Annotated in this window: 11 protein-coding genes, 1 tRNA gene and 2 pseudogenes; 9 read left to right on the top strand and 5 right to left on the bottom strand. The window is 55.4% G+C overall.

Translation table 11 applies throughout. The features are described from left to right. From ACIQ2T_RS08440 to msrA, 9 genes and pseudogenes are all read left to right on the top strand, one after another. Positions 1-129 (top strand): annotated as a pseudogene (locus ACIQ2T_RS08440) (S-(hydroxymethyl)glutathione dehydrogenase); the annotation flags it as partial. A gap of 18 nt (positions 130-147) precedes the next feature. Continuing rightward, complete coding sequence (locus tag ACIQ2T_RS08435) at positions 148-528, top strand: VOC family protein (RefSeq protein ID WP_397590424.1); 381 nt, start codon at positions 148-150, stop codon at positions 526-528. Between the two features lie 13 nt (positions 529-541). After that, complete coding sequence (locus ACIQ2T_RS08430) at positions 542-1,048, top strand: prolyl-tRNA synthetase associated domain-containing protein (RefSeq protein WP_397590423.1); 507 nt, start codon at positions 542-544, stop codon at positions 1,046-1,048. Further along, positions 1,045-1,890 (top strand): S-formylglutathione hydrolase, encoded by an 846-nt coding sequence (fghA, locus tag ACIQ2T_RS08425; protein WP_397590422.1) that lies wholly within the window; start codon positions 1,045-1,047, stop codon positions 1,888-1,890. The genes ACIQ2T_RS08430 and fghA overlap by 4 nt, the downstream gene beginning before the upstream one ends. Positions 1,891-1,943: 53 nt before the next feature. Next, positions 1,944-2,017: transfer RNA gene (locus ACIQ2T_RS08420), tRNA-Gly, on the top strand. A 14-nt stretch (positions 2,018-2,031) separates the two neighbouring features. Next, complete coding sequence (gene pabB / locus ACIQ2T_RS08415; protein ID WP_397590421.1) at positions 2,032-3,783, top strand: aminodeoxychorismate synthase component I; 1,752 nt, start codon at positions 2,032-2,034, stop codon at positions 3,781-3,783. Between the two features lie 67 nt (positions 3,784-3,850). Continuing rightward, on the top strand, positions 3,851-5,053 hold the full coding sequence (locus tag ACIQ2T_RS08410) for a pyridoxal phosphate-dependent aminotransferase (protein ID WP_397590425.1): 1,203 nt from the start codon (positions 3,851-3,853) through the stop codon (positions 5,051-5,053). Between the two features lie 110 nt (positions 5,054-5,163). Further along, positions 5,164-5,346 (top strand): hypothetical protein, encoded by a 183-nt coding sequence (locus tag ACIQ2T_RS08405; protein ID WP_397590420.1) that lies wholly within the window; start codon positions 5,164-5,166, stop codon positions 5,344-5,346. Then, entirely contained in the window at positions 5,321-6,022 is a 702-nt protein-coding gene (gene msrA, locus ACIQ2T_RS08400) for a peptide-methionine (S)-S-oxide reductase MsrA (RefSeq protein WP_397590419.1), read from the top strand. Before ACIQ2T_RS08405 ends, msrA begins: the two co-directional genes overlap by 26 nt. Here msrA and ACIQ2T_RS08395 read toward each other — a convergent pair whose 3' ends face one another. From ACIQ2T_RS08395 to ACIQ2T_RS08375, 5 genes and pseudogenes are all read right to left on the bottom strand, one after another. Next, entirely contained in the window at positions 6,023-6,649 is a 627-nt protein-coding gene (locus ACIQ2T_RS08395) for a trimeric intracellular cation channel family protein (RefSeq protein ID WP_397590418.1), read from the bottom strand. It lies immediately after the preceding gene. Further along, a complete protein-coding gene (gene lpdA, locus ACIQ2T_RS08390; RefSeq protein WP_397590417.1) occupies positions 6,649-8,058 on the bottom strand; it encodes a dihydrolipoyl dehydrogenase in 1,410 nt (469 codons plus the stop codon). Before lpdA ends, ACIQ2T_RS08395 begins: the two co-directional genes overlap by 1 nt. A 12-nt stretch (positions 8,059-8,070) precedes the next feature. After that, the gene (gene odhB / locus ACIQ2T_RS08385) at positions 8,071-9,297 is read right to left on the bottom strand and encodes a 2-oxoglutarate dehydrogenase complex dihydrolipoyllysine-residue succinyltransferase (RefSeq protein WP_397590416.1); all 1,227 of its coding nucleotides are present in this window, start codon (positions 9,295-9,297) and stop codon (positions 8,071-8,073) included. 10 nt (positions 9,298-9,307) lie between these two features. Next, a complete protein-coding gene (locus tag ACIQ2T_RS08380) occupies positions 9,308-12,139 on the bottom strand; it encodes a 2-oxoglutarate dehydrogenase E1 component (protein WP_397590415.1) in 2,832 nt (943 codons plus the stop codon). A gap of 159 nt (positions 12,140-12,298) precedes the next feature. Further along, positions 12,299-12,413 (bottom strand): annotated as a pseudogene (locus tag ACIQ2T_RS08375) (succinate--CoA ligase subunit alpha); the annotation flags it as partial.

The raw sequence follows: 12,413 nt of genomic DNA, 5'->3' as shown, positions 1-12,413 counted from the left end.
GATATGTACATGACCGGCAAAATCGAGATTGACCCGATGATTACGCATGTCATGGGTCTCGAAGAGATCAACAAAGCGTTCGATCTAATGCATGCAGGTGAATCCATCCGCAGCGTGGTGGTGTTTTAATCTAAGGGAGAAGAGATAATGTATAGTCATATGATGGTCGGCAGCAATGATATTGCCCGTTCAAAGAAATTCTACGACGCAACCTTTGCCACCATGGGCGGCAAGCCTGGCATGCAGGATCCTAAGGGCCGTTTAATCTACATGCTCAATGGATCAATGTTCCTTGTGACGCCGCCGATTGATGGCAATCCTGCAACGCATGGCAATGGTTGCACTATTGGCTTCGCGATGACTCCTGAACAAGCCGATGCATGGCATAAGGCCGGTGTCGACAATGGTGGCGAAGCGATTGAAGATGCGCCTGGCATCCGCGAGGGCAATGGTATGAAAATGTACCTCGCTTATTTGCGTGATCCCGATGGCAATAAGCTGTGCGCCCTGCACCGCGTCACCGACTGACACGACGATAACCATGACCGATGCCGAGACGCAGCTTTATGACGACTTGACTGCGCTTGGCATCGGCTATGCAGTATACGAACATGCCGCCGTCTTTACGGTGGAAGAGAGCAATCTGCATACGGACAATATTCCCGGCGCGCACACAAAGAACCTGTTCCTCAAGGACAAAGCGGGACATTATTTTCTAGTCACCGTTCCGGCTGAGGCGCGGGTTGATTTAAAGGCACTGCCAAGTGCGATAGGCTGTGGCCGCGTCAGCTTTGGTAAGGCTGAGGATATGGAGCGCTTGCTTGGCATCACGCCCGGCTCTGTCACGGCGTTGGCAGCGATTAACGATACTGACGAAGCCGTAAGTTTCGTGCTCGACGAGTCATTTTTGCAGGCAGAGTTTGTCAACTGTCACCCTTTACGAAACAGCGCAACGCTTGGCCTTGCGCCAGATGATCTTGTGCGTGCACTAACCTTTTGGCGGCACCCGCCGCAGATCAGCAATATCCCCACATTGGAGCTCGCATGACCATCGAAACCCTATCTACCAATACATCTTTCGGTGGTGTCCAAGGCGTGTATCGACACGCATCAAAGGCCACCGGTACCGACATGACTTTTTCGGTCTATGTCCCGCCGCATGCAGAGGGCGAAACCCTTCCGATTGTATGGTTCCTATCGGGCCTGACCTGCACCCACGCCAATGTGACCGAGAAGGGCGAGTTTCGCCGCGCCTGCGCTGAGCTGGGTTTAATCTTCGTCGCGCCAGACACCAGTCCGCGCGGTGAGGGCGTTCCCGACGACGCGGAAGGCGGTTATGACTTTGGCCTTGGCGCTGGATTTTATGTCGACGCGACGCAGGCGCCCTTTGATACCCATTACCGGATGCGCGATTATATCGAAACCGAGCTCCCCGCCCTTATCGCAGCGCATTTTCCCGCCGATATGCAGCGGCAAGCAATCATGGGGCATTCGATGGGTGGACATGGCGCGTTGACCATCAGTCTGCGGAACCCGGGGCGGTTCCGTTCAACATCTGCGCTCGCGCCGATCGTGTCGCCTTTGAGCTGTCCCTGGGGTGAAAAGGCGTTGGGCGGCTATATAGGACAAGACCGGGTGCAGTGGCGCGCTTATGATAGCGTTGCCCTGATAGCAGACGGTGCGCGCCTGCCTGACCTTTTGGTTGACCAAGGCAGCGACGACAATTTCTTGGAGGCACAGCTCAAGACGCATTTGCTTATAGAGCAGTGCGCCGCCGTTGGTCAGCCAGCGACCATCCGCATGCAACCAGGATATGACCACAGCTATTATTTCATCTCGACCTTCATGGGCGCGCATCTTACTTGGCATGCTGAACGCTTGAAAGGCTGAGAATTTGGCCATTGGCAAAATCCTATTTAGCGGGATAAAATGCCTAAAGGCGCGCGGGTGTAGCTCAATGGTAGAGCAGCAGCTTCCCAAGCTGAATACGGGGGTTCGATTCCCCTCACCCGCTCCAAAAATAGCCGCAACATGATCCCTCTCGAGGGGCCTTTTGTTTTACTCGATGACGCGCGCGCCGATGGTGCGTCGCCTGCCCGGCTTTATACCAACCCTGTTGCAACATTGACTGCCAAAAATGGCGACGAGCTTGAAGCGCTGCTTGTCGCGTTACGTCAGGCGCAGCAAGATGGCATGCATATTGCAGGATTTTTCAACTATGGCGCTGGCGCGCATTTTTTGCCGAATTTGTCACCTGTGGCAGCTGAATTGCAGGCTTGGTTCGGCGTATTCTCAGGGTTCCAGACTATAGCGGAAGACGTCGTGCCGTCGCTGTTGCCGGATCCGGCTGGCACATGGCTCTCCGAACTTCGTCCTGGTATATCGCGCGCCGATTATAGCCGCGCCTTCGCGGCGGTGCAGGAATATATTTGTGCAGGCGATATCTATCAGGCCAATCTGACATTTCCTTTATCGGCAAGCTATGCCGGTAATCCATTAGCTTTATATGCCGCCCTGCGCGGGCGTGCCAGTGCTGGCTATGGCGGCGTCATCTGGACGGGGCAGACGCATTATTTGTCTTTTTCGCCCGAATTGTTTTTCGCATTGAAAGACAAAAGGGTCACGACCAAGCCGATGAAGGGCACCGCCCAACGGCAATCCGATCCACAAAAAGACGCGGAAGTTGCCGAACGTCTCCGCACTGATCCAAAACAGCGAGCAGAAAATCTCATGATTGTCGACCTGTTGCGTAATGATCTGTCACGCGTCTGCGCGGCAGGCAGTGTTCAGGTGCCCGCGCTTTTTCACATTGAGAGCTACCCAACAGTTCATCAGATGACTTCAACAGTAACTGGCGTGTTGAGCGAGGGGGCGGATGCCGTTGACGTCATAAGGGGTTTGTTTCCTTGTGGTTCCATCACTGGCGCACCCAAAATTCGTGCCATGCAAGTTGTCGAAGAAGTAGAAGATACCTCAAGGGGCATATATTGTGGCTCAATTGGGCGCATAGACGCCAATGGTGAAGCGGCATTCAACGTTGCCATTCGCACCTTTACCGTTTGTGACGCGACAAAATCGCTTTCGTTAGGTTTGGGATCAGGGGTTGTCGCCGATTCTAACGAAGCGGATGAATGGGCCGAATGTCTGGCCAAGGGGGATTTCGCCAAGTTGGATCATCACGGCTTTGACCTGATCGAAACGATGCGTTTTGAACCCATGGCGGGTATCTTGCGGCTTGAGCAGCATCTTGAACGTATGAAGACCAGCGCATCAACTTTTGGTTTTGAATTTGACCGGCACGAAATGCGCAACCGCTTGCACGCAGGCATTTTTCATCTGGAGAAACTCTCAAAAATCCGGCTAATGGCTTCGCGGCATGGTGCGCAGGCAGTAGAAATTTGGCCGTTGGAAGACGTGACCGAGTGGCGCGTTGGCATTGTCCCGCTGCCCGTCGACGCTGGAGACTTTCGACTTCGGCACAAGATTACCGATCGCGCATTTTATGACAACGCCCGCAAGGCGCGGACCGATTGCGACGAAGTGGTCTTTGTCGGAACCGACGGCCTACTAACTGAAGGAAGCATTACCGCTTTGTTTGTGGAGCGCGATGGCAGACTGTTGACCCCGCGGCTTGAAAGCGGGTTGCTGCCTTCGATATTGCGGCGCGAACTACTTGAGTCTGGAAAAGCGATAGAATCTGACTTAAGCATAGGCGATCTGGCCGGTGGATTTTTGGTCGGGAACAGCCTGCGTGGATTAATAAGGGCCAATAGGGTTGCGTAACTTTTGGCGAGCCATTAGGGCCAAGCACGCAATTTCTGTTCCATAATTTCGCGAAAGTATGATGATGATTGACCATCTGTCGGCTGCCCTCGGGCGGATTGCGCCATCTGCGACGCTAGCCATGTCGGGACGCGTGATTGATCTGAAATCGCAAGGCATTGATGTGATAGGTCTGTCGGCCGGTGAGCCTGATTTTGACACGCCTGACTTTGTCAAGGACGCTGCCATTCAGGCCATCCGTGACGGGATGACCAAGTATACCGCGGTCGACGGCATCGCGCCGCTGAAGCAAGCGATCATCGCCAAGTTCAAGCGTGACAACAATATCGATTATACGCCTAAGCAAATCACCGTGAACTCGGGCGGCAAGCATACCCTGTTCAATGCGCTTGTTGCGACCATCGACAAGGGTGATGAGGTCATCATCCCCGCACCATATTGGGTTAGCTATCCGGACATCGTTCAATTTGCGGGCGGTACCCCAGTCATTGTCATGGCAACAGCTGCGCAGGATTACAAAATCACGGCCGAGCAATTGGACGCAGCCATCACGCCCAAGACCCGCTGGCTTATTTTGAATTCCCCATCCAACCCGACAGGGGCGGCGTATGATGCGGTTGAACTCAAGGCGCTTGGTGAGGTGCTGTTAAAGCATCCGCATGTCATGCTGCTATCCGACGATATGTATGAGCATATCTGGTACGCGCCAAAGCCCTTTGCAACGATGCTTCAGGTGTGTCCGGCGCTCTATGACCGCACGCTGACCATGAATGGCGCGTCGAAATCCTATGCCATGACCGGCTGGCGGATTGGCTATGCAGGTGGTCCTGCGTGGTTGATAAAGGCCATGGCGGATTTGCAGTCGCAATCTACCAGTAACCCTTGTTCGATCAGTCAATATGCGGTGCTTGCCGCACTCAACGGACCGCAGGATTTTTTGCGCGAACGCAACATAGCCTTTCGCGCGCGCAGGGACGTTGTGGTCGCCATGCTCAATGATGCGCCAGGGCTGAGCTGCCCGACACCAGAAGGCGCATTCTATGTGTATCCTGACGCGACCGGCGTGATGGGCAAGACTACGCCGCAGGGCAAAATTATTCAAACTGACGCGCAACTCATCGACTATTTCCTCGACGAATACCGCGTGGCTGCCGTGCATGGCGGGGCTTTTGGCCTTTCACCTGGCTTTCGGATTTCTTACGCCACTTCGTCGGATATCTTGAAAGAAGCGTGCACGCGCATCCAACTGGCCTGCGCGGCGTTGAGCTGAGCGCAGTCCGGTTAAGCCCACCTTAATCCGACTTCTGCTTAAAGCCATTTCAAGCATTGTTGCGTAACTATATCGGTGCCAAAATCGGGGCGCCACATAGCGAGAATTTCATGGACAGTATTTTCAATTTTCTGCGATCGGATCTGTTCCTCAGCCTGTTAGGCGGATTTGCCATTGGCGCTGCCGGCCTTGCCATAATTAAGCCAGCAAGCGCGAGCGATGTCACAGTAGAGGCCACACAGTTTATTTCCATTGGTGATGTACCTTATGGCACTGTTCCCCATGCGCCGTAACCGCATGTTCCAAGCTGCGAGCATTTCGCTTTTGCTCGCACTGGCATCAGCCTGTGGGTCCGATTTTGCATCGCCGGTCGGTATCGCGCAGGCAGCTGAAGGCATCCGCATCGCAGCACCCGCAACGCGGATCGTTGAGCCTAAGGGTCAGCAGATCGCTATATTTGCGGGTGGTTGCTTCTGGGGCATTGAGGCTGTGTTTGAAGGCCTAAAAGGTGTTGCTCGGGTCGAGTCTGGCTACGCAGGCGGCACGCGGGCTACGGCCGACTATGACTCCGTCAGCACTGGCATCACGGCCCATGCGGAAGCCGTGCGGATCTATTATGATCCAGCGGTTGTCAGCTATAATGACCTGTTGCACATATTCTTTTCCGTAACGCATGATCCAACGCAGCTTAATCGGCAGGGCCCAGACCATGGGAGGCAATATCGCACCGCGATATTTCCTACCAACGCAGCGCAGCGGGTTTCGGCGCGCGCCTATATCACCCAATTGGACAGGGCGGCGTATTGGAAGAAACCGATTGTAACGCGGATTGAACCGTTGAGCTTCTATCCGGCCGAATCCTATCACCAAAACTTCATGGCTAAGAACCCAAGGCATCCGTATATTGCTCAATGGGATAAGCCGAAGATCGCGAACCTCAAGCGGCTATTCCCAAACCGTTTGCGGTGATCATCCGCGATAGGCTGGGATCGCCCAACCCTTCCAAATGGCCATAGCGCGCAAACCAAAGCCGGCCAGTGCGCTGACAATCGCGGCAGGCAACACGGGTAGGCCTAAAAACATCAATAGTCCAAAAAGGCCCGAGGCAAGTGCAGCAGCGGTCACGTATATTTCGGGCTTAAGCAGGATGGATGGCTCGCCCGCCAAGACATCACGGATGATGCCGCCGACACAGGCCGTGATAACGCCCATCATCATTGCGGGAAGTAAAGGCACGCCAAGCGTAAGCGATTTCCAAGTGCCAAATACCGCGTAAATGGCGATGCCCACGGCATCAAACCAATGGAGAGCGCGGGCATTCCAGACAGTGCGGGGCGTAACCCAGACGAGCCCTGCGGTAATAAGGCAAGTGGCTGCGACGCGCCAGTCTTGGACCCAAAATACGGGCGCGCCAATCAGCAGGTCCCGCACTGTGCCGCCACCGACGCCTGTGACAAGCGCGAAGAACGAGAATGTCACGAGCGTTTGTTGCCGTTGCGCAGCGGCCAAGGCACCAGAGGCAGCAAAAACAGCGATGCCAAACAGATCTAGCCACGAAAGCATAGCTGGGCCGATTTGGACAGCTTGCGTCATCATCACATGTGGATCGGCTTGCCTGTTACGGCCATTGCCGCTTCTTTTAGAGCCTCGGCCTGTGTCGGGTGGGCGTGGCAGGTATAGGCAATATCTTCCGATGTTGCGCCAAATTCCATAGCGACGCATGCTTCCGCGATCATGCTGCCAGCAATCGATGCAATGATATGGACGCCCAAAACGCGGTCGGTTTTGGCGTCGGCGATGACCTTTACAAATCCATCGGTGTCACGGTTTGTTTTCGCTCGGCTGTTGGCCATCATCGGGAACTTACCCACCTTGATCTCGCCACCGGAAGCGGCTGCATGCGTCCGCGCCTCTTCCTCCGTCAAGCCCACATTGGCAATTTCAGGAAAGGTGTAGACGACGCCGGGAATGACGTCATGGTTGACGATTCCCGTCAGGCCAGCAACGAATTCTGCGGCGGCGATTCCTTCATCTTCCGCTTTGTGTGCCAGTATTGGACCGGGGCAGACGTCGCCCACGGCGTAGATGCCTGGAACGCCTGTCTGGAAATCATGACCGATTTCGATCTGGCCGCGCTGGTTGACGGACAAGCCAGCTTTATCGAGCGCGAGGCCATCGGTATTTGCGCGGCGACCGATTGCGACGAGGACGCAATCCGCCTCGATCGTTTCGCTGGCACCGCCACCGGAGGGCTCGACGGTCAATGTTGCAGTTGCGCCCTTGACCGTTGCGCCAGTGACCTTTGTTCCGGTGCGGATGTTGAAGCCCTGCTTCTTGAAAATCTTGGCCGCTTCCTTGCGGACCTCGCCGTCCATGCCGGGCAAAATCTGGTCAAGATATTCAACCACGGTGACTTGTGCGCCAAGACGTAACCAAACACTGCCGAGCTCAAGGCCAATGACACCGCCGCCGATTACGACCATATGCTTTGGCACTTGCGGCAAGGCCAATGCGCCGGTTGAATCTACGATAACTTTTTGGTCAATCTCAACGCCCGGAAGCGGCGTGACAGAGGAGCCGGTTGCGACCATGATATTCTTTGCGGTGTAGCTTTTGCCTGCAACATCGATGCTGTTCGGTGACGTAAAGGCCGCGTGCCCCTTTAGCCAGTCGACCTTGTTCTTTTTGAAGAGAAACTCGATGCCCCCAGTTAATTCGCCAACGGCTTTTGCCTTTTCGGCATGCATCTGGTCCAAATTGAGGGAGACGCCCTTAAAATCAATCCCGAACTTGGCAAGCGATCCCGACTGCGCTTCGTGAAAGATTTCGGATGCGTGCAGCAACGCCTTCGACGGAATACACCCGACGTTCAGGCACGTGCCGCCCAAGGTTTCACGGCTTTCAACGCAAGCAGTCTTAAGCCCGAGTTGTGCAGCACGGATTGCGGCGACATAGCCGCCAGGACCTGCACCAATAACGATCAGGTCATAATCATGTTCTGCCATTGCTCAGGCTCCTTAAAGGTCGATCAACAACCGGGTCGGGTCTTCAATCGCCTCTTTGACGATCTTCAGGAAAGTAACGGCCTCGCGGCCGTCGATAAGGCGATGGTCATAGCTTAACGCCAAATACATCATCGGCCGCACAACAACTTGCCCATCGCGCACAACGGCACGGTCTTCGATACGGTGAAAGCCAAGCACTGCTGATTGCGGCGGGTTGATGATCGGAGTTGACATCAAGCTGCCGAACACGCCGCCATTGGAAATCGTGAACGTACCGCCGGACATGTCGCCCATAGTCAATGTGCCAGCTTTCGCCTTTGCGCCAAAATCGCCAATGGCTTTCTCGATTTGCGCAAAACTCATAGAATCCGCGTTGCGTATGACAGGAACAACAAGGCCATTTGGTGCGCTGACCGCGACTGAGACGTCGAGATAATTATGATAGACGATTTCATCGCCATCAATTTGCGCGTTGACAGAAGGTACATCGCGCGCGGCCAAAGCAACGGCTTTTGTGAAGAAGCCCATGAAGCCCAACCGGACCCCATGCTTTTTCTCAAACAGGTCTTTGTAAGTAGCGCGCGCTTCCATCACCGCTGACATGTCGACATCGTTGAACGTCGTCAGCAACGCGGCAGTGTCCTGAGCAGACTTTAGCCGTTTGGCAATTGTCTGGCGCAGACGTGTCATCTTCACACGTTCTTCTTGGCGCGCATGCGCAGCGGCAGGGGCCGGTGCAGCCAATGCCGCTACATCTGCAGATGGAGCAGGCGCACCCTTGGCAGCAGCGACAACATCTTCCTTAGTCAGGCGGCCATCTTTCCCCGTGCCCTTAATCTTGCTTGGGTCAATGCCAAGTTCAAGGACCAGGCGGCGCACGGAAGGGGAGAGCGGCAGGTCATTATTCTCCACCTGTGCAACAGGCATTGGGGCGGCTGTGGTCGTGATCGCTGGTGCAATCGCGGCCGCAACGGGAGCTGGCGCAGGCGCAGATGTAATGTTTCCAGCGTCTATGGACCCAATAACCGCACCGACATTGACCGTCGCGCCTTCTTCAACGGCATATGCGCCCATGATGCCGGCAACCGGTGACGGCACCTCAATCGCGACTTTGTCTGTTTCAAGGCTGGCAATAGGCTCATCAATGGCCACTGCCTCGCCGGGCTTTTTTAACCACTGGCCAAGGGTTGCCTCGGTAATCGATTCGCCCAATACGGGGACTTTAACTTCAGTGCTCATAATTTTATCCTCACTTGGATGGAGGGGTAATTGACTTGGTTCCGCCAGTCCGCTGGCGGCGAATTTCACCGCGGACATTGTGGCCTAAGGCATCGGCGACCAATGCGGCCTGTTCGGCCTGATGGCGCTTTGCAAGGCCGGTTGCTGTCGCCGCGGCTGCCCTGCGCCCTGCGTAGCGCGCACGCGTTGGGCCCACACTAGCCTTGGAAAGGCATTCTTCCAGATAGGGATCGACGAATGTCCAACTGCCGGCATTGCGCGGCTCTTCCTGCGCCCAGACGATATCTTCCAAATTGGTCATGCGCTTTAGGCGAACAATTAATGGCTCTGCCGGGAATGGGTAAAGCTGTTCGATCCGCACAATGCTGGTTGTCTTATCGCCTGAAGCATCGCGCGCTTCCATTAGGTCATAAGCAACCTTGCCGGAACACAATACCAGTCGCTTGATGTCCTTGTCGACTGGCGCATTGGGATCGGACAATATCCGCATGAAGTGGCTTTCGCCTTGGAAATCCTCTGCTTTTGAAACTGCCATTTTGTGCCGCAACAGCGACTTTGGTGTCATGACGATGAGCGGTTTGCGGAACGGGCGGGCCATTTGCCGACGCAGCAAGTGGAAATAATTTGCCGGCGTGGTGCAGTTTGCGACCTGGATATTATCCTCGGCACACAATTGCAGGAAGCGTTCAAGCCGCGCTGAGCTATGCTCCGGGCCTTGGCCTTCATAGCCATGGGGCAGCAGCATCACCAAGCCGTTGGCGCGAAGCCATTTGGCCTCACCGGCGGCGATGAACTGGTCAATCATGGTCTGCGCGCCGTTCACGAAGTCGCCAAATTGCGCCTCCCAAAGGACAAGCGTTTTAGGCTCGGCACCGGCATAGCCATATTCGAAACCAAGCACGCCAAATTCCGATAACGGACTGTCAAGAATTTCAAACCGGCCATGTGGCAGCGTCGCAAGGGGCACATATTTGTCTTCAGTGGTCTGGTCGACCCAGACACCGTGCCGCTGACTGAATGTGCCGCGGCCTGAATCCTGACCGGACAGACGCACGCCATAGCCTTCGGAAAGCAGCGAGCCGAAGGCAAGGGCTTCACCCGTTGCCCAATCGAAATTCTCACCAGTGCTCAACATGGTCTTTTTCGCATCCAATACGCGACTTAATGTCGGATGGATATTGTGACCGTCGGGCACCGTCGTAAGCGTTCGGCCAAGGCTGTCGAACAATTTGCGCGCGATACCCGTTGGCACATTGCGCCGCGCGGTTTCGGGATCTGCAGGTTTAGATAGGCCAGACCAGCGCCCCCCGAACCAGTCGGCAGCATTGGCTTTATAATCTGCCGCGCTGGCAAATTCCTGCTCAAGCGTTTGAACAAAACGCATCGCGTGTTCGTTCGCCCAATCAGCATCAATTACGCCTTCGGTCTGAAGACGTTTGGCATATAAATCGCTGACGGCCGGATGGCCCTTAATCACCTTGTACATTAATGGTTGGGTAAAGCTGGGTTCGTCGCCTTCATTATGGCCGAAGCGGCGATAGCACCACATATCGATAACGATGTCGCGGTGGAATGTCTGACGGAACTCGATTGCAATCTTACACGCGAATGTCACCGCTTCAGGATCGTCGCCATTGACGTGGAAGATTGGCGCCTGGACGCCCTTTGCCACATCGGAAGGATAAGGCGATGACCGCGCATATTGCGGGCTGGTGGTAAAGCCAACCTGATTGTTGACGATGAAGTGCAGGCAGCCGCCCGTATTGTATCCACGGATGCCTGAGAAGCCGAGGCACTCCCACACGATGCCTTGGCCGGCAAACGCCGCATCTCCGTGCAGCAGTACTGGCAAAACCTGTTCATGCTTTGCAAGATCGTCACGCGCAGTTTGGTTGGCGCGCACCTTACCAAGAACAACAGGGTTCACTGCCTCAAGATGTGATGGGTTCGGAACAAGGCTCATATGCACCTTGATACCGTCAAATTCGCGGTCAGTGCTGGTGCCGAGATGGTATTTCACATCGCCTGAGCCGCCGACATCGTCAGGATTAGCGCTCCCGCCGGAAAATTCGTGGAAGATGATGCGATACGGCTTTGCCAGTACGTTGGCGAGCACGTTCAGGCGGCCGCGGTGCGGCATGCCATAGACGATTTCACGCACCCCAAGCTGGCCACCATATTTGATCACCGCTTCAAGCGCTGGGATCATGGATTCGCCGCCATCAAGGCCGAAACGCTTTGTGCCCACATATTTGCGGCCTAGGAACTTTTCATACTGCTCGGCTTCAATCACTTTGCCGAGAATGGCTTTCTTACCCTCTGGCGAGAACTGGATGGCGGCATCCTTGCCCTCCATCCGCTCCTGCAAAAACCGGCGTTCTTCGACGTCTGAAATATGCATATACTCAAGGCCAACTGGCCCGCAATAATTGGCACGCAGGGTGTCGACGAGTTCGCGGACGGTAGTCCATTCCAGACCAAGCGCTCCGCCAACATAGACGCGCTTGTCTAGATCTGCTCCCGAAAAGCCATGATATTCAGGCGTAAGGTCCGCCGGGATTTCCTGCTTAGACAGGCCAAGCGGATCAAGGTTGGCGGCGAGGTGTCCGCGTACGCGATATGTGCGCACCAACATCATCGCGCGGATCGAATCGCTTGCCGCTGCCACCGCGTCCGCTTCAGCCATAGGCTTGCCAGCGGCTTTGGCCGCGGCCTTCACTTCAACCGCCATCTGGGTGGGGTCAAGCGATGCCGTCAGATCGTCCGTTGCCGATAATGGCCAGTTTGAGCGCGCCCAGCTTGGGCCCCGCTCCGCTTCGAAATCCTGAATTTCTACGCCCATCCTACTTCTCCAAATCCGCCCCGTCAGCGGGGAGGGGAACCATCCAACGGATGGTGGAGGGGGTTTGCCGCTCTAACCCAGCGTTAGACGGAAGGCCCCCTCCGTCATCCGGCGCTTACGCACCGGTTGCACCTCCCCGCGCGCGGGGAGGATTATAAATTAACCCTTTAAAACTTCGACCAATGTCTTGCCGAGCAAGGAAGGCGATGGCGATACGCGGATGCCCGCTGCTTCCATGGCAGCAATCTTGCTTTCGGCGTCGCCTTTGCCACCC

The organism is Sphingorhabdus sp. (assembly GCF_044357595.1).
GTDB lineage: Bacteria > Pseudomonadota > Alphaproteobacteria > Sphingomonadales > Sphingomonadaceae > Sphingorhabdus_B.
This window is presented reverse-complemented; position numbering and strand designations above follow the sequence as displayed.

Bases quoted from the DNA above. Each gene is read 5' to 3' on its own strand.
- lpdA (WP_397590417.1), bottom strand. From the start codon at position 8,058: ATGGCAGAACATGATTATGACCTGATCGTTATTGGTGCAGGTCCTGGC.
- ACIQ2T_RS08380 (WP_397590415.1), bottom strand. From the start codon at position 12,139: ATGGGCGTAGAAATTCAGGATTTCGAAGCGGAGCGGGGCCCAAGCTGG.
- ACIQ2T_RS08435 (WP_397590424.1), top strand. From the start codon at position 148: ATGTATAGTCATATGATGGTCGGCAGCAATGATATTGCCCGTTCAAAG.
- fghA (WP_397590422.1), top strand. From the start codon at position 1,045: ATGACCATCGAAACCCTATCTACCAATACATCTTTCGGTGGTGTCCAA.
- ACIQ2T_RS08405 (WP_397590420.1), top strand. From the start codon at position 5,164: ATGGACAGTATTTTCAATTTTCTGCGATCGGATCTGTTCCTCAGCCTG.
- msrA (WP_397590419.1), top strand. From the start codon at position 5,321: ATGGCACTGTTCCCCATGCGCCGTAACCGCATGTTCCAAGCTGCGAGC.
- odhB (WP_397590416.1), bottom strand. From the start codon at position 9,297: ATGAGCACTGAAGTTAAAGTCCCCGTATTGGGCGAATCGATTACCGAG.
- ACIQ2T_RS08430 (WP_397590423.1), top strand. From the start codon at position 542: ATGACCGATGCCGAGACGCAGCTTTATGACGACTTGACTGCGCTTGGC.
- ACIQ2T_RS08395 (WP_397590418.1), bottom strand. From the start codon at position 6,649: ATGATGACGCAAGCTGTCCAAATCGGCCCAGCTATGCTTTCGTGGCTA.
- pabB (WP_397590421.1), top strand. From the start codon at position 2,032: ATGATCCCTCTCGAGGGGCCTTTTGTTTTACTCGATGACGCGCGCGCC.